Origin of the sequence: Pseudomonas sp. 2725, assembly GCF_050434585.1 — a bacterium.
Taxonomy (GTDB): Bacteria; Pseudomonadota; Gammaproteobacteria; order Pseudomonadales; family Pseudomonadaceae; genus Aquipseudomonas; species Aquipseudomonas jessenii.
The window spans coordinates 276,676-291,623 of sequence record NZ_JBNDIV010000008.1 but is presented as its reverse complement, the minus strand read 5'-3'; the positions used below and the strand labels follow the sequence as shown (position 1 = coordinate 291,623).

Genomic DNA, 14,948 nt, shown 5'->3' with positions numbered 1-14,948 from the left:
ATATTGGCTTCAGGAAAAAAGCCGTACGAGAATCGATTCCAGAACTTCAAGAACCTGACGGGTATCGAAATGCTTGCAACAGCCATTGAGTCGATCGAGACGATCATCGTCGATCTGCCGACCATCCGCCCGCACAAGCTGGCGATGCACACCATGCAGAACCAGACCCTGGTGATCATCCGCGTGCGTTGCGCCGACGGCATCGAAGGCATCGGCGAATCCACCACCATCGGTGGTCTGGCTTACGGCAATGAAAGCCCGGACAGCATCAAGACCAACATCGACGCGCACTTCGCGCCACTGTTGATCGGCCAGGACAGCAACAACGTCAACGCTGCCATGTTGCGCCTGGAGCGCAGCATTCGCGGCAACACCTTCGCCAAATCCGGTATTGAAACCGCACTGCTCGATGCCTTGGGCAAACGCCTCGGCCTGCCGGTCAGCGAATTGCTTGGCGGCCGTGTTCGCGACGCGCTGCCCGTGGCCTGGACCCTGGCCAGCGGCGACACCGAGAAGGACATCGCCGAAGCGGAAAAAATGCTCGACCTGCGTCGCCACCGCATCTTCAAACTGAAGATCGGCGCCGGGGAGGTCAACCGCGACCTGGCCCACGTCATCGCTATCAAGAAGGCCTTGGGCGACCGCGCCAGCGTGCGGGTCGACGTCAATCAGGCCTGGGACGAAGCGGTGGCGCTGCGGGCCTGCAGGATCCTCGGCACCAATGGCATCGACCTGATCGAACAGCCGATCTCGCGTAACAACCGCGCCGGCATGGCTCGCCTCAACGCGATGAGCCCGGCGCCGATCATGGCCGACGAATCCATCGAATGCGTGGAAGATGCGTTCAACCTGGCCCGCGAAGGCGCAGCTTCGGTGTTCGCCCTGAAGATCGCCAAAAACGGTGGCCCACGTGCCGTATTGCGCACCGCCTCGATCGCTGAAGCGGCCGGTATTGCCCTGTACGGCGGCACCATGCTTGAAGGTGGCCTGGGCACCATGGCCTCGGCCCATGCCTTCGTCACCCTGAACAAGCTGGCGTGGGACACCGAACTGTTCGGCCCGTTGCTGCTGACCGAAGACATTCTCAGCGAACCGCTGGTGTATCGCGATTTTGAACTGCACGTGCCGAAAACGCCGGGCCTGGGCCTGAGCCTGGATGAAGAGCGCCTGGCGTTCTTCCGCCGCGACAAGACATCCACCGCCATTCATCAAGCCTGAGGAGAGCATTATGCTGTTCCACGTAAAAATGACCGTGAATCTGCCGGTCGACATGAATCCCGAAGCGGCAGCCAAACTCAAGGCTGACGAGAAAGCCCTGGCCCAGCGCCTGCAAGAGCAGGGCAAGTGGCGCCACCTGTGGCGCATCGCCGGGCACTACGCCAACTACAGCGTGTTCGATGTCGACAGCGTTCAGGAACTGCATGACCTGCTGATGCAATTACCGCTGTTCCCGTACATGGCCATCGAAATCGACGCGATGTGCCGGCATCCTTCTTCCATCCGTGACGATGACCGCTGAGCCCAGCCTGTTCAGCGCGCTACGCTAATAATTACAAGATGAGGAACCCTTCAAAATGAACGTCAAGATTTCCCACACTGCCGAAGTCCAGAAATTTCTCGAAGAGGCCAGCGGCCTGCTCAACGACGCCGGCAACCCACGGACCAAAGCGCTGGTGTACCGCATCCTGCGTGATTCGGTGAACATCATCGAAGACCTGGCCGTGACCCCGGAAGAGTTCTGGAAAGCCGTCAACTACCTCAACGTGCTGGGCGCTCGCCAGGAAGCCGGGCTGGTGGTGGCCGGTCTCGGTCTGGAGCACTACCTCGACCTGCTGATGGACGCCGAAGACGAGCAGGCCGGCAAGTCCGGTGGCACCCCGCGCACCATCGAAGGCCCGCTGTACGTGGCGGGTGCGCCGCTGTCGCAAGGCGAAGCGCGTCTGGACGACGGCGTCGATCCGGGTGTGACCCTGTTCATGCAAGGCCGCGTGTTCAACACCGCTGGCGAACCCCTGGCCGGTGCCGTGGTGGATGTCTGGCACGCCAATACCGGTGGCACCTACTCGTACTTCGACACCACGCAATCGGAATTCAACCTGCGTCGCCGTATCGTGACCGACGCCGAAGGCCGCTATCGTTTCCGCAGCATCGTGCCGTCGGGCTATGGCTGCCCACCGGACGGTCCGACCCAGCAACTGCTCGATCAACTGGGTCGTCATGGCCAGCGTCCGGCGCACGTGCACTTCTTCATTTCCGCGCCGGATCATCGCCACCTGACCACCCAGATCAACCTTGACGGCGATCAGTACCTGCACGACGATTTCGCCTACGCCACCCGTGACGAACTGATCGCCAAAATCACCTTCAGCGACGATCAGCAGCGCGCGGCGGCCCATGGTGTCAGCGGTCGCTTTGCCGAAATTGACTTCGATTTCACCCTGCAGTCCTCGGCCCAGCCTGAAGAACAGCAGCGCCACGAGCGGGTTCGCGCACTGGAAGACTGATAGCACGACCCTGTGGGATCACCACTCTGTGGGAGCGAGCTTGCTCGCGATAGCGGTTTTACATTCAACATCCATGTTGACTGGCACTCCGTCATCGCGAGCAAGTTCGCTCCCACAAGGGTTTCGGCTAACTGTCTGGAAAATCTCAAGGGACTGATGCAGTGTTCTAGAATGCCCCGACGCAACCTATAACAACAACGAGAGTGACCCGATGATGCAAGCTCAACTGTTGAGTCAGCGCAGCAGAGTATTCGACCATGCTGACCCCTATGCGGTGTCGGGCTACGTCAATCAGCATGTCGGTAACCACTGCATTCTCATGCCCCGTGCCGGCAGCCCGCTGGCCAGTCTCGACCATCGCAAGTTCGCCAGCCTCGACCTGTGTCGCATCAGCTACGGTGCCAGTGTGCGGGTGACGTCCGGTGCGCTGGACAGCATCTATCACCTGCAAGTGCTGCTGCGCGGCAATTGCCTGTGGCGTGGCCACGGCCAGGAGCATTACTTCGCTCCCGGCGAATTGCTGCTGATCAATCCTGACGATCCGGTGGACCTGACGTACTCCGCCGATTGCGAAAAATTCATCCTCAAAGTCCCGACCCGCTTGTTTGAATCGGTCTGCGATGAGCAGCGCTGGCGCTATCCGGGGCAGGGCGTGCGGTTTCTGGAAAACCGTTATCAGCTCGATGAACTGGAAGGCTTCGTCAACCTGTTGGCGATGATCTGCCAGGAGGCCGAATCCACCGAGCAGATCCCCAGGGTCCAGGAGCATTACACGCAGATCATCGTCAGCAAGATGCTCAGCTTGATGAAAACCAACGTCAGCCGCCTCGAACTGGGCTCGCAGACGGCCACGTTCGAGGCGATTGCCGACTACATCGCCAATAACCTCAAGCAGGACATCGACAGCGAAGAGCTGGCACGCCAGGCCCACATGAGCCTGCGCTCGTTGTACGGATTGTTCGAGCGAAATGCCGGCCTTACGCCGAAAAACTATCTACGCCAGAAACGCCTGGAACGCATCAACGCCTGCCTCAGCGATCCGACCTGCAACGTGCGCAACGTCACCGAAGTGGCAATGGATTACGGCTTCCTGCACCTGGGCCGGTTCTCCGACAGCTACCGCAAGCAGTTCGGCGAATTGCCGTCCGATACCCTCAAGCGCCGGCATTGAGGCGCCAGCAATGGCGCCCGATCTACTGTAGGAGCGAGCCTGCTCGCGATGGAGGTCAACGATGACGCGGGGAACCTGACACCCCGCAGTGCTCTCAGGTTTTTCGCGAGCAAGCTCGCTCCTACAAAAAACACACTGCACAAAACGGATAAAGATCTGCACTGCGCGGATATTCCAGCCTGACCCCCCGTCCTAGCATGACCCCTGCCTGAACAATAACAATGGAGGCGGTGGCCATGACCCTGCGACCCGAATATTTGCATTCCCTGCTTGAAGACGATCCCGAGCAAGGCCTCTATCGCTGCAAGCGCGAGATGTTCACCGACCCCCGGTTGTTCGATCTGGAGATGGAACACATCTTCGAAGGCAACTGGCTGTATCTGGCCCACGAAAGCCAGATCCCCAACATCAACGATTTCTACACCACTACCATGGGGCGCCAGTCGATCTTCATCGCGCGCAACAAGGACGGTGTGCTCAACGCCTTTATCAACGCCTGCAGCCATCGCGGCGCGACCCTGTGCCGGCACAAGTCCGGCAACAAGACCTCCTATACCTGCCCGTTCCACGGCTGGACTTTCAACAACTCCGGCAAGCTGCTCAAGGTCAAGGACCCGGCCAACGCCGGATACCCGTCGAGTTTCAACTGCGAAGGCTCCCACGACCTGACCAAGGTTGCGCGGTTCGAGTCCTATCGCGGCTTCCTGTTCGGCAGCCTGAAAGCCGATGTGCTGCCATTGGTCGAACACCTGGGCGAGTCGGCGAAGATCATCGACATGATCGTCGACCAGTCCGCCGATGGCCTGGAGGTGCTGCGTGGCTCCTCCAGCTACATCTACGAAGGCAACTGGAAACTCACCGCCGAGAACGGCGCCGATGGCTACCACGTCAGCTCCGTGCACTGGAACTACGCGGCCACCCAGAACCAGCGCAAGCAGCGCGAAGCCGGCGACACCAACCCGACCATGAGCGCCGGCAGCTGGGCCAAGCAGGGCGGTGGTTTCTATTCCTTCGACAAGGGCCACATGCTGCTCTGGACCCGTTGGGCCAACCCCGAGGACCGTCCACTGTACGAGCGCCGCGATGAGCTGGCGCAAGACTTCGGCAAGGCCCGCGCCGACTGGATGATCGAGAACTCGCGCAACCTGTGCCTGTACCCGAACGTGTACCTGATGGACCAGTTCAGCTCGCAGATCCGCATTGCCCGGCCGATCTCGGTCAACCGCACGGAAATCACCATCTACTGCATCGCCCCCAAAGGCGAGAGCGACCACGCCCGTTCCAGCCGGATTCGCCAGTACGAGGATTTCTTCAACGTCAGCGGCATGGCCACGCCCGACGATCTGGAAGAGTTCCGCTCCTGCCAGACCAGCTACCAGGGCAGCGTCACCACCTGGAACGACATGTCCCGTGGCGCCGAACACTGGATTGAAGGTGCTGACGAGGCTGCAAAAGAAATCGACCTGCATCCGCTGCTCAGCGGCGTGCGCACCGAAGACGAGGGCCTGTTCGTGCTGCAACACAAGTACTGGCAGCAGACCATGCTCAAGGCATTGGCTGCCGAACAGTCGAAGCTGATCGCCGTGGAGGACGTGTAATGACCATTTCTTACGATGACGTGCGCGATTTCCTCTACCGCGAGGCGCGCTACCTCGACGACCGCCAGTGGGACGAGTGGCTGGAGCTGTACGCCCCCGACGCGACATTCTGGATGCCGTCCTGGGACGACAACGACGAATTGACCGAAGACCCGCAGCGGGAAATCTCGCTGATCTGGTACGGCAACCGCACGGGCCTTGAAGACCGCGTCTTCCGCATCAAGACCGAGCGCTCCAGCGCCAGCGTGCCGGACACCCGCACCTCCCACAACATCAGCAACATCGAGCTGCTCGAACAGGCCGACGGACTGTGCAAGGTGCGCTTCAACTGGCACACCCTGAGTTTTCGCTACAAGACCGTCGACAGCTATTTCGGCAGCAGTTTCTACACCCTCGACGTGCGCGGTGAAAACCCGCTGATCCTGGCCAAGAAAGTGATTCTGAAGAACGATTACGTTCGCCAGGTCATCGATGTCTACCACTTGTGAGACTGCCGTCATGACCCATTCCATTGCGTTCAATTTTGAAGACGGCGTCACCCGGTTCATCGACGCCAACGTCGGCGAAACCGTGGCCGATGCCGCGTACCGCCAGGGAATCAACATCCCGCTGGACTGCCGCGACGGTGCTTGCGGAACCTGCAAGTGTTTTGCCGAAGCCGGCACCTACGATCTGGGCGAGGAGTACATCGAAGACGCCCTCAGCCCTGAAGAGGCCGAGCAGGGTTTTGTCCTGACCTGCCAGATGCGTGCCCAGAGCGATTGCGTGGTGCGGGTGCCGACGTCCTCCGAGGTTTGCCGCACCCGTCAGGCCAGCTACGACGCGACCATCAGTGCCGTGCGCCAACTGTCCGACAGCACTATCGCGCTGTCGATCAAGGGCGAATCCCTGAGCAAACTGGCGTTCCTGCCGGGGCAATACGTGAACCTGGGGATTCCCGGCAGCGAGCAGACCCGTGCCTATTCGTTCAGCTCGTTGCAGCGCGACGGTGAGGTCAGTTTCCTGATCCGCAACGTGCCGGGTGGCCTGATGAGCAGCTTCCTCACCGGCATGGCCAAGGCCGGCGACTGCATGAGTCTGGCCGGTCCCTTGGGCAGCTTCTACCTGCGCGACATCCGTCGGCCGTTGTTGCTGCTGGCCGGTGGCACCGGGCTGGCGCCGTTCACCGCGATGCTGGAGAAGATCGCCGAGCAGGGCAGCGATCACCCGCTGCATCTGATCTACGGCGTGACCCACGATTTCGACCTGGTGGAACTCGACCGCCTCGAAGCCTTTGCCGCGCGCATCCCCAACTTCACCTTCAGCGCCTGCGTCGCCAGCCCCGAGAGCCAACACCCGCTCAAGGGCTATGTGACCCAGCACATCGAGCCCAGGCATTTGAACGATGGCGACGTCGACGTCTACCTGTGCGGCCCGCCGCCGATGGTCGAAGCCGTCAGCCGGTACATTGGCGAGCAAGGCATCAAACCGGCGAATTTCTACTACGAAAAATTTGCTGCCAGCGCGGCGTGAGTCGCAGGCGATTTCCCTTGCTTGGTAAATACCCCCTGTGGGAGCGAGCTTGCTCGCGATAGCGGTCTGGCAGTCACCAGATATGTCGACTGGAAGGACCTCTTCGCGAGCAAGCTCGCTCCCACAGTTGAACGGCAACCTTCTTCATGAGGTACACATGAACAGATTTCACGAAAAAGTCGCCCTGATCACCGGTGCCGCCCAAGGTATCGGGCGGCGGGTGGCTGAGCGTATGGCCGCCGAAGGGGCGAAGCTGATCCTGGTGGATCGCTCCGACCTGGTGTTCGAAGTCCAGCAACAGTTGGCGCCAACCACCCAGGTACTGGCCCTGACCGCCGACCTTGAGCAATACGAGGAATGCAGTCGGGTGATGCAAACCGCCGTCGAGCGCTTCAGTCGCCTCGATGTGCTGGTCAATAACGTCGGCGGGACGATCTGGGCCAAGCCGTTCGAGCACTATGAAGCGTCACAGATCGAGGCCGAGGTTCGCCGTTCGCTGTTCCCGACCTTGTGGTGTTGCCATGCCGCGCTGCCGTTCATGTTGCAGCAGGGCAGCGGTGCGATCGTCAACGTTTCCTCCATCGCCACCCGCAGCCTCAACCGCGTGCCCTACGGTGCGGCAAAGGGTGGGGTCAATGCCTTGACCGCTTGTCTGGCATTCGAAACCGCCGGTCGCGGCGTGCGAGTCAATGCGACGGCGCCTGGTGGCACCGAAGCACCGCCGCGACGCATACCCCGCAATGGTGCCGAGCAGAGTGAGCAGGAAAAACTCTGGTACCAGCAGATTGTCGACCAGACCCTCGACAGCAGTTTGATGAAACGCTACGGCACCCTGGATGAGCAGGCGGGGGCTATTCTGTTTCTGGCCAGCGACGACGCGTCCTATATCACCGGCATGGTCATGCCCGTGGGCGGCGGCGATCAGGGCTGAGGCGAACGACAGACAACCCCATCGGCAAACGGAGTCATGGTGATGAGTGATAAACCCACGATCGTGCTGGTCCATGGTTTTTGGGGCGGCGCTGCCCACTGGAACAAGGTCATCGTTAAATTGGTCAGCCGGGGTGACACGCGCATTCGTGCCGTCGAGTTGCCACTGACTTCGCTGGCCGATGATGCCGAGCGTACGCGCAAGATGGTCGCCCAGGTGCCCGGTCCGGTGCTGCTGGTGGGGCATTCCTATGGCGGCGCGGTGATCACCGAAGCGGGTGATTTGCCGAATGTGGTGGGCCTGGTGTACATCGCCGCGTTCGCACCGGACGCCGGTGAAAGCCCCGGTGGCATCACGCAAAGGCATCTACCAGCGGCGGCGGCCAACCTGGCTCCCGACAGCGACGGATACCTGTGGGTCAAGCCTGAGCTCTACCACGAAAGCTTCTGTCAGGACCTGCCGGCGACCGAAGGGTTGGTCATGGGTATCACCCAGAAAGCGCCGCTGGCGAGTACCTTCGGTGACACGATTGGAACGGTGGCCTGGAAGAAAAAGCCATCGTGGTATCAGATTTCGACCGCAGACCGGATGATCGCGCCACAGAACCAGCAATGGATGGCGGAGCGGCTCAACGCCAGGGAGATCCTGACCTTGAATGCCAGCCACGCGTCATTGGCGTCGATGCCCGCCGAAGTGGCGGCTTTGATCGACAGGGCTGCGACGGCGTTGGCCAAAGGCTAGGGCCTACAAGCGGCGCACAAAGGTGCTGACAATACTGCGCATGGCGTCGCTGATGTTCAGGTTGTGTAGCGCATCAAGCGGGTGCCAGATGCAATCGGTGATTTCGTTCAGCGGTCGCAATTGCTCCAGATTCAGCACCGACACCTCGAATACGTGGTGTCGGGTGCCGCCCGACTCCAGTTCCAGCACGTATATCAACTCGTCGACCCGCAGGCCGGTTTCCTCCAGCAGCTCGCGAACGGCGGCATCGGCTGCGCTTTCACCCCGTTCGAGCTTGCCGCCGGGCAGCGTCCAGCGTCCTCCTCGCTTGCGTACCAGCAGTACATGCCTTTCCTGCTCGAAGATGATCGTTGCGCGTACTTTCATTGATTACCTAATGGCTGGTTGAGATGGTGCAGGCATTGAAATGCAGCATTCGGGCCAGGGCCGATTGAGCACTTTACGAGTAATTCGAGGGGGCAATGCGAGGAAAAGTGCAATCGATTTCGGGAATTTCCATGGCGACGTCTGGTCGGTATTTTGGACAAGGGTGGGTGTAAGGTAGGCAAGTCAACCTGAGATCACTGCCCGAGAGGAGGTGACTATGAGCGTTCCGATGTTGAACAAGATGCACATGAATGGTTATGACGTACTCAGCGTGAACAACGGCCCCTGGCGGGTATGTACCCAGGGTGACCGGCTTGGCTCGTTTGCCAGTCGGGAAGAAGCGCTGGCATTTGCCGCATCGCTGCCCGGCTACAGGGCACGTGCCGGCAGGCCTGCGGGAAAATGAAGCCCCCCTGTAGGAGCGAGCTTGCTCGCGATGGTCGCTAACGATAACGCGTGTTTCCTGGTTAAACCCGGCGCGCTTGAGTCCATCGCGAGCAAGCTCGCTCCTACAGCCTGCAAAATCCTTAAGGGCGCTAGTAGCCGCCGCCTCCGCTGGGGCGAGAGGGTTCCCGGGCCTTTTGCTGCGTGTGGCTCCACTCCGCGCAGGTCATGAAGCTCTTGTGGTCGACCATGCCGCGGCCGTCGAAACTGACGTTGTACGGCTGCTGATGGTCGGCATGAGTCAGTTTGTAGTCAAAGCACGTACCGGGTTCGACGCTACGATCGCTGACCGCCAGTGGCTGGCCGCCGATTTGCCGGACTTGCTCCTGGGTCATGCCGGTGTCGACTTTCGCGACCAGCGGCTGATCCTTGTAGATCGAGTTGGTGCTGCAGCCTGCCAACGCGGTCAGTACGACGACCAGCGTGAATAGAGGTCTGTTCATGGCAGCGCTCCCGCTATTGAGCCTTGTTGCGGCTAATGACCTTGGCCTTCACTTCCTCGGCGTAGCCGGACAGTTTTTCTTCATCGCCCTGAAATAAAGAACACAGTCTTTGAACGGCTTGCGCGTCGACTTCGCTCCCGAGCAGGCGCAATTGTTGCTCGATGCGCAACAGCTCGACGGCCGACCAGCGCAAATCTGACGCAAGCCCTTGCAGATCGCGCCGAAGTTCCTGTTCCGATTTGTTAAGCCACATGATGACCTCCTGAACTTTGCACACCAAAATTTTAGACCTGTTTACCGCGCCGTATGTTGTGTTCGTCTGAGTCAGCGAGGTCTCCTTTGGTCGGGAAAACTACAGTGAACGAAAAAATAAGCTGTCCTACTCAAGTGCTGATTGTTCCTGCGGGGGCGACGTAAAATGACCACAATCGATGATTTCAGGGACATGGCCCAGGAATTGATCGCTGACCTGGAGGCGGCGACCAACGAGACGATGCAATTGATATCGGCCCATCAACTCAGCGAGCCGCAATGGGAGCAAGGCACACAACGCCAGCATGACGCCTGCGAAAGATGGATGGATTATCTGAATTCAAGGAACTAACCGGGGCAAGCGATATCAATGACAGTCGCTGAATCGTTGGGGATGGCTGTAGGGACGACGGCGAGCTACATTTTCTTATTTCAAATTAAAGGAAACAGCATGCGGATGTTGATGGGGGGAGTCGTGTTGGCATTGCTGGGCGGGTGCTCGTTGCCGGCTTCGTTGGTACCGGGTGAGCCGAATGTCAGCAAGCACAGCGAGAAGACGCCAAAAGAGTATGCGGCGTGCGTGTTGCCTGCCTGGCAAAAGGAAGTATCGAATACGACCCAGGTTTCGATATCCAACGGATTCCGCATCACCGCGCCCAGCGTGATCACGGCCGACGAAGTGCTGGATATCGTGAAGTACAAGGAAGGCAGCCGGGTTTCGCTGTATCAGGGGCCACCTTGGGCCAAGTCCGGCGACCTGCGCAAAATCGTGCGCGACTGTTTGTAAGCGCGGGAGGCTGAAAATCGGTCAGCGACCGATGTTCGCCTGAATCCAGAAAAAAACCGGATGCCTGGCGCGCATCCGGTTTTTTTTTGTGTGGATCAGTCTGAAAGGTTGGTCGTCGGGATGATTTGCTCGCTGGCCTGGGCGGCACTTTTGCGTTCCCGGCGCTCGTTCATCCAGCTTTCCACTTTGACGCCGAACTCTGGCGGGGCCTTGCGCCCGAATTTCCTGGCAATGTCGAGGATGGTTTGTTGCGCGAGGGCCTCTTCCATGCGTTTTTGCGCAACCATCATCGCGCCATGGATCGCGCACAGACCCTCCAGTGCCCACTCAGGCGGGGCGCCGTCAAACACGGCGCAACGACCACGGATCTCCCGACAATCGAAAATCGACTTGCGGCCGTCGATGGCATTGACGATATCCAGCAAGGTGATTTCGTCGGCGGGCCGGGCCAGCTTGAAGCCACCGCGCACGCCTTCGGTGGCGACCACCAGTTTGGCTTTGGCCAGCTTGGTGAAGATTTTCGCCAGATAGTCCTGAGGGACGCCTTGCAGATCGGCAAGGTCGCGCACGCTCGCTTCGCGCGAGTCGCCGCCATTACCCACCAGAAAAAGCAGGCAGTGGATGCCGTATTCGACACCCGCGCTGTAAAGAGACATGCAAATCTCCGACTGAATTAGTCGCAAATTCTAACAGCCGAGAGCAAGCAAGGCAACGAATCCCTTCTCGTTTGATCTTTTTTCATGACAGCAAAATACTCCTGTGATGCGCTGAATACAGGGGGCTCAGGTCATGGCTCACGTTTTTCGGTGGCAGCCCTCGATAAAAACCTGTTGCGGGATTTAACTAGGATCAATACAGTCGTAGTTACTCGGTCGCAGTGGCAGGCGCTTATCTGGGTACAAGCCCGCGTCGGTCCTTAAACCGCTCAACGATTTTCAACACTTGGTCATTCCCCCCCAGGAGTCAAAAAATGAAACAGCACATTCTGGTGATCGGCGCAGGTTTCGGTGGCATGTGGACCGCATTGAGTGCCACGCGCCTGTTCGACATTCACGGCCACAACGATGTTGAAGTGACCGTGCTGGCGCCTCAGGCCGAACTCCGTGTGCGTCCGCGCTTCTACGAACCGAATGCCCATCAACTGGCCGCGCCGATTGGCGATCTGTTTGATGCTGTAGGGGTCAGGTTCATCAAGGGCGCGGCGCAGACCATCAACGTCGAGCAAAAGCAGGTCGGCTATGTCGATGCCGCAGGGACCCGACAAGTCTGCAGCTACGACAAACTCGTTCTGGCTACCGGCAGTCGCTTGGCTTCGTCGAGCACTCCGGGCGTGGCCGAACATGCCTTCGATGTCGATCAGATCGAGCAGGCCGTTCGCCTGGAAAACCACCTCAAGGCGCTGGCCAGCCAGCCCGAAAGCAAGGCGCGCAACACAGTGGTGGTGGCCGGTGGCGGTTTCACCGGGATCGAAACGGCGACTGAAATGCCGACCCGCCTGCAGGCCATCCTCGGCGACCGTGCCGACATCAATGTGATCATCGTGGACCGCGGCGATAAAGTGGGCGGCTCGATGGGTGAGCAAATCGCCGAATCGATCGTCGAGGCCAGCGTGGCGACCGGCGTGAAATGGCACTTGAAAGCTTCGGTTGTGTCGGTCGATGCCGACGGCGTCACCCTGTCCGACGGGGCGCGCATCGATGCAAAAACCGTGGTCTGGACCACCGGCGTTCGCGCCAGCTCCCTGACCGAGCAGATTCCCGCCGAACGTGATCACTTGGGCCGTCTGCATGTCGACGCGCACCTGAAAGTCATTGGCCAGAACGACATCTTCGCTACCGGCGACGTCGCCTATGCGGCCAGTGACGAGATCGGCAATTACGCCTTGATGACCTGTCAGCATGCTATTTCGCTGGGCCGCCATGCCGGCAACAATGTCGCCGCGCAGCTTCTCGGTGTCGACCCGACGCCGTACAGCCAGCCGAAATACGTGACCTGCCTCGATCTGGGCGCTTGGGGCGCGGTGTACACCGAGGGTTGGGATCGTCAGGTCAAATTGGTCAAGCACGAAGCCAAGGCATTGAAGACTCAGATCAACACCCAGTGGATCTACCCACCGGCGGCTGATCGCGCCTCGGCGCTGGCTTCGGCGGATCCGATGATTCCCGTGGCCTGATTGATTCGAACGTCACGTCTGAATAAAAACATCCCGCTCGGGTTCGCCTGAGCGGGATTTTTTACGCGTTGATTGCTTGTGTGAAATTTACCGTGTATTTTTTCATGAAATTAAAAATACAAAATTTCACGAGGCCGTATGTTTCAGCAATCCACCCGGCATGTCGCCAGTTACTACGCCCATACCTGCGCCGATCGTCTGGTCGATCGAGCCGCACTGGAGGGTGAACAAGACACTGAAGTGCTGATCATCGGGGCCGGGTTCAGTGGATTGCACACGGCTTTGCGTCTGGCGCTGGCCGGCAAGCGCGTGACTTTGCTCGAAGCCAGCCGGGTGGCGTGGGCCGCGTCCGGGCGTAATGGCGGCCAGGCGATCCTCGGTTGGTCGTGCGACATGCCACCGCTGGAAGCGGCGCTGGGTTACGAACGGGCGCGGCGCCTGTGGGACGGCATGCGCTGGGCCGCGCGCGAGCTGCGTGACTTGCCCGGCCGCCATGAGTTCGATTGCGACTATCGCGCCGGTCATCTCTGGACCTCGGTGATGCCCCGTCGGGTAGGCCTGCTGACCGAGTGGCAACACGAGGCGAGTCACAAGTGGGGCCACGACAAACTGCAATTTATCGAGCGCAGCGATTTGCCGCAGTGGGTTGCCAGCGAGCGTTATCAGGCCGGCCTGTTCGATCCCGAGGGCGGGCATTTGAATCCGCTGAAACTGGCCCTGGGCCTTGCGGATGCGATCGAGCGGGCCGGTGGCCGCATCCACGAGCAAAGCAAGGCGCTGAGCTATGGCGAGGAGGGCGACGGGTTTGTGGTGACCACCGAACGTGGTCGTATTCGCGCCGATGTACTGGTGCTGGCATGCAACGCTTACCTCGATCGACTCGACCCGCAACTGGCCAGTTGCGTGTTGCCGGTCGGGACCTATCAGGTCGCGACCGCGCCGCTGACGAAGGAGTTAGCCACCACGCTGTTGCCGAGCAATGTGTGCGTGACCGACAACCAGTTCGTGCTCGATTATTTCCGCCGCACCCCGGATAACCGCCTGCTGTTCGGCGGCGGTTGCACTTACCTGGGCGGCATGCCCAAGGACATCGCCGCCGCGACCCGGCCGTTCCTGGAGCGCGTGTTCCCGCAACTCACCGGCGTCGATCTGGAGTTTGCCTGGGGCGGCCACATTGACCTGACCCTCAAGCGCACACCGGATATCGGACGGCGGGGCGATCTGTACTGGATGCAAGGGTATTCCGGGCATGGCGTGCTGCCGACACTGGCCGCGGCGCGGGCGGTGTCCGACGCGGTACTCGGTCAGCCCGACGAATTGTCCCTGTACCAGGGCCTGAACAACGGCAGTTTTCCCGGCGGCAAATACCTGGCCGCGCCGCTGGAAGCCATCGGCAAGGCCTGGTATCGACTGCGCGACAGCATTTGAAGCGACACTTTCTGGAAGCCTCTAGATGGACATGCAAGAAGAAATCTCGGCGCTGGCGATCCTGATCCAGGACCTGCGCAAACACAAGAAGTACACCCTGAAGGAACTGGCGGACAAAATCGGCCGCTCCGTGGGTTTTCTGTCCCAGGTCGAGCGCGGCCTGTCGCGCCCGACGGTGGCGGACCTGACCGCCATCAGCGAAACCCTGGGGGTGCCGACCACCTATTTCTACAGCCTGCCCAAACCCATGGCCTTGTCCTGGGTCACCCGCCCGGACGAGCGCCGCACGCTGTACTACGCCGATGGCATCACCGACATCCTCGTGTCGCCAAAGATGCGCGCGTCCTTTTCGATGCTCGAAAGCCAGCTCGAACCCGGTGCCAGCAGCGGTGACCGGCACATGAAGGACAGCTCCGAGCAGGGCGGTTATGTCCTGGAAGGGGAACTGACCCTGTGGCTCGACGACAACGAACCGGTGACCCTGCACCCCGGCGACAGCTTTCAACTGGCCAGCCATGCGCACTGCCGCTACGGCAACCTGTCCGACCAACTGACCCGCGTGCTTTGGGTTTACACCTGATAACAACAAGGAACAAAA

19 protein-coding genes are annotated in these 14,948 nt (G+C 60.1%); 15 read left to right on the top strand and 4 right to left on the bottom strand.

Going from position 1 to position 14,948, the window contains the following annotated elements:
• Positions 1-69 precede the first annotated feature (69 nt).
• From ABIE16_RS23550 to ABIE16_RS23510, 9 genes are all read left to right on the top strand, one after another.
• Complete coding sequence (locus ABIE16_RS23550) at positions 70-1,218, top strand: muconate cycloisomerase family protein (protein WP_167362859.1); 1,149 nt, start codon at positions 70-72, stop codon at positions 1,216-1,218.
• Positions 1,219-1,228: 10 nt separating this feature from the next.
• Positions 1,229-1,519 (top strand): muconolactone Delta-isomerase, encoded by a 291-nt coding sequence (gene catC, locus ABIE16_RS23545; protein ID WP_008053771.1) that lies wholly within the window; start codon positions 1,229-1,231, stop codon positions 1,517-1,519.
• A 55-nt stretch (positions 1,520-1,574) separates the two neighbouring features.
• Positions 1,575-2,504, top strand: a complete 930-nt coding sequence (gene catA, locus ABIE16_RS23540; RefSeq protein ID WP_057715471.1) for a catechol 1,2-dioxygenase — start codon at positions 1,575-1,577, stop codon at positions 2,502-2,504.
• Positions 2,505-2,715: 211 nt separating this feature from the next.
• Positions 2,716-3,675: an AraC family transcriptional regulator gene (locus tag ABIE16_RS23535; RefSeq protein ID WP_057715470.1), complete on the top strand. Its 960-nt coding sequence runs from the start codon at positions 2,716-2,718 to the stop codon at positions 3,673-3,675.
• A 236-nt stretch (positions 3,676-3,911) separates the two neighbouring features.
• Positions 3,912-5,273: a benzoate 1,2-dioxygenase large subunit gene (gene benA / locus ABIE16_RS23530; protein WP_429522059.1), complete on the top strand. Its 1,362-nt coding sequence runs from the start codon at positions 3,912-3,914 to the stop codon at positions 5,271-5,273.
• A complete protein-coding gene (gene benB / locus ABIE16_RS23525) occupies positions 5,273-5,761 on the top strand; it encodes a benzoate 1,2-dioxygenase small subunit (protein WP_407516105.1) in 489 nt (162 codons plus the stop codon). The genes benA and benB overlap by 1 nt, the downstream gene beginning before the upstream one ends.
• 10 nt (positions 5,762-5,771) lie before the next feature.
• Complete coding sequence (gene benC, locus ABIE16_RS23520; protein WP_057715467.1) at positions 5,772-6,785, top strand: benzoate 1,2-dioxygenase electron transfer component BenC; 1,014 nt, start codon at positions 5,772-5,774, stop codon at positions 6,783-6,785.
• 157 nt (positions 6,786-6,942) lie between these two features.
• Positions 6,943-7,716, top strand: coding sequence for a 1,6-dihydroxycyclohexa-2,4-diene-1-carboxylate dehydrogenase (locus tag ABIE16_RS23515; RefSeq protein ID WP_090454739.1), 774 nt, complete (start codon positions 6,943-6,945; stop codon positions 7,714-7,716).
• Between the two features lie 42 nt (positions 7,717-7,758).
• Positions 7,759-8,457 carry an alpha/beta hydrolase gene (locus ABIE16_RS23510; protein WP_218498326.1) on the top strand — a complete coding sequence of 233 codons (699 nt, stop codon included), beginning with the start codon at positions 7,759-7,761 and terminating at the stop codon, positions 8,455-8,457.
• A gap of 3 nt (positions 8,458-8,460) precedes the next feature.
• Here ABIE16_RS23510 and ABIE16_RS23505 read toward each other — a convergent pair whose 3' ends face one another.
• Positions 8,461-8,823 carry an NUDIX hydrolase gene (locus ABIE16_RS23505; RefSeq protein ID WP_429522058.1) on the bottom strand — a complete coding sequence of 121 codons (363 nt, stop codon included), beginning with the start codon at positions 8,821-8,823 and terminating at the stop codon, positions 8,461-8,463.
• 217 nt (positions 8,824-9,040) lie between these two features.
• On the opposite strand from ABIE16_RS23505, the gene ABIE16_RS23500 reads away from it, so the two are divergent.
• Complete coding sequence (locus ABIE16_RS23500; protein ID WP_150814965.1) at positions 9,041-9,229, top strand: SPOR domain-containing protein; 189 nt, start codon at positions 9,041-9,043, stop codon at positions 9,227-9,229.
• Between the two features lie 130 nt (positions 9,230-9,359).
• Here ABIE16_RS23500 and osmE read toward each other — a convergent pair whose 3' ends face one another.
• Positions 9,360-9,710, bottom strand: a complete 351-nt coding sequence (osmE, locus tag ABIE16_RS23495; RefSeq protein ID WP_057715462.1) for an osmotically-inducible lipoprotein OsmE — start codon at positions 9,708-9,710, stop codon at positions 9,360-9,362.
• Positions 9,711-9,723: 13 nt separating this feature from the next.
• Positions 9,724-9,963 carry a hypothetical protein gene (locus tag ABIE16_RS23490; protein ID WP_057715461.1) on the bottom strand — a complete coding sequence of 80 codons (240 nt, stop codon included), beginning with the start codon at positions 9,961-9,963 and terminating at the stop codon, positions 9,724-9,726.
• Positions 9,964-10,128: 165 nt separating this feature from the next.
• Between ABIE16_RS23490 and ABIE16_RS23485 the strand changes: the two genes are divergently transcribed.
• Complete coding sequence (locus ABIE16_RS23485; RefSeq protein ID WP_429522057.1) at positions 10,129-10,314, top strand: hypothetical protein; 186 nt, start codon at positions 10,129-10,131, stop codon at positions 10,312-10,314.
• Between the two features lie 99 nt (positions 10,315-10,413).
• Entirely contained in the window at positions 10,414-10,749 is a 336-nt protein-coding gene (locus tag ABIE16_RS23480; RefSeq protein ID WP_057715459.1) for a hypothetical protein, read from the top strand.
• 95 nt (positions 10,750-10,844) lie between these two features.
• Here the strand turns inward: ABIE16_RS23480 and ABIE16_RS23475 are convergent, their stop codons facing one another.
• Positions 10,845-11,405 (bottom strand): RrF2 family transcriptional regulator, encoded by a 561-nt coding sequence (locus ABIE16_RS23475; protein ID WP_429522056.1) that lies wholly within the window; start codon positions 11,403-11,405, stop codon positions 10,845-10,847.
• A 314-nt stretch (positions 11,406-11,719) separates the two neighbouring features.
• On the opposite strand from ABIE16_RS23475, the gene ABIE16_RS23470 reads away from it, so the two are divergent.
• The 3 genes from ABIE16_RS23470 (at position 11,720) to ABIE16_RS23460 (ending at position 14,930) form a co-directional block, all read left to right on the top strand.
• The gene (locus tag ABIE16_RS23470; protein ID WP_429522055.1) at positions 11,720-12,922 is read left to right on the top strand and encodes an NAD(P)/FAD-dependent oxidoreductase; all 1,203 of its coding nucleotides are present in this window, start codon (positions 11,720-11,722) and stop codon (positions 12,920-12,922) included.
• 138 nt (positions 12,923-13,060) lie between these two features.
• Positions 13,061-14,350 (top strand): NAD(P)/FAD-dependent oxidoreductase, encoded by a 1,290-nt coding sequence (locus ABIE16_RS23465; RefSeq protein WP_429522054.1) that lies wholly within the window; start codon positions 13,061-13,063, stop codon positions 14,348-14,350.
• A gap of 25 nt (positions 14,351-14,375) precedes the next feature.
• Positions 14,376-14,930: a helix-turn-helix domain-containing protein gene (locus tag ABIE16_RS23460; RefSeq protein WP_008000492.1), complete on the top strand. Its 555-nt coding sequence runs from the start codon at positions 14,376-14,378 to the stop codon at positions 14,928-14,930.
• Positions 14,931-14,948: the final 18 nt, after the last annotated feature.

Coding starts and splice junctions, on each gene's coding strand:
- ABIE16_RS23550 (WP_167362859.1), top strand. CDS start 70: ATGCTTGCAACAGCCATTGAGTCGATCGAGACGATCATCGTCGATCTG.
- catC (WP_008053771.1), top strand. CDS start 1,229: ATGCTGTTCCACGTAAAAATGACCGTGAATCTGCCGGTCGACATGAAT.
- catA (WP_057715471.1), top strand. CDS start 1,575: ATGAACGTCAAGATTTCCCACACTGCCGAAGTCCAGAAATTTCTCGAA.
- ABIE16_RS23535 (WP_057715470.1), top strand. CDS start 2,716: ATGATGCAAGCTCAACTGTTGAGTCAGCGCAGCAGAGTATTCGACCAT.
- benA (WP_429522059.1), top strand. CDS start 3,912: ATGACCCTGCGACCCGAATATTTGCATTCCCTGCTTGAAGACGATCCC.
- benB (WP_407516105.1), top strand. CDS start 5,273: ATGACCATTTCTTACGATGACGTGCGCGATTTCCTCTACCGCGAGGCG.
- benC (WP_057715467.1), top strand. CDS start 5,772: ATGACCCATTCCATTGCGTTCAATTTTGAAGACGGCGTCACCCGGTTC.
- ABIE16_RS23515 (WP_090454739.1), top strand. CDS start 6,943: ATGAACAGATTTCACGAAAAAGTCGCCCTGATCACCGGTGCCGCCCAA.
- ABIE16_RS23510 (WP_218498326.1), top strand. CDS start 7,759: ATGAGTGATAAACCCACGATCGTGCTGGTCCATGGTTTTTGGGGCGGC.
- ABIE16_RS23505 (WP_429522058.1), bottom strand. CDS start 8,823: ATGAAAGTACGCGCAACGATCATCTTCGAGCAGGAAAGGCATGTACTG.
- ABIE16_RS23500 (WP_150814965.1), top strand. CDS start 9,041: ATGAGCGTTCCGATGTTGAACAAGATGCACATGAATGGTTATGACGTA.
- osmE (WP_057715462.1), bottom strand. CDS start 9,710: ATGAACAGACCTCTATTCACGCTGGTCGTCGTACTGACCGCGTTGGCA.
- ABIE16_RS23490 (WP_057715461.1), bottom strand. CDS start 9,963: ATGTGGCTTAACAAATCGGAACAGGAACTTCGGCGCGATCTGCAAGGG.
- ABIE16_RS23485 (WP_429522057.1), top strand. CDS start 10,129: ATGACCACAATCGATGATTTCAGGGACATGGCCCAGGAATTGATCGCT.
- ABIE16_RS23480 (WP_057715459.1), top strand. CDS start 10,414: ATGCGGATGTTGATGGGGGGAGTCGTGTTGGCATTGCTGGGCGGGTGC.
- ABIE16_RS23475 (WP_429522056.1), bottom strand. CDS start 11,405: ATGTCTCTTTACAGCGCGGGTGTCGAATACGGCATCCACTGCCTGCTT.
- ABIE16_RS23470 (WP_429522055.1), top strand. CDS start 11,720: ATGAAACAGCACATTCTGGTGATCGGCGCAGGTTTCGGTGGCATGTGG.
- ABIE16_RS23465 (WP_429522054.1), top strand. CDS start 13,061: ATGTTTCAGCAATCCACCCGGCATGTCGCCAGTTACTACGCCCATACC.
- ABIE16_RS23460 (WP_008000492.1), top strand. CDS start 14,376: ATGGACATGCAAGAAGAAATCTCGGCGCTGGCGATCCTGATCCAGGAC.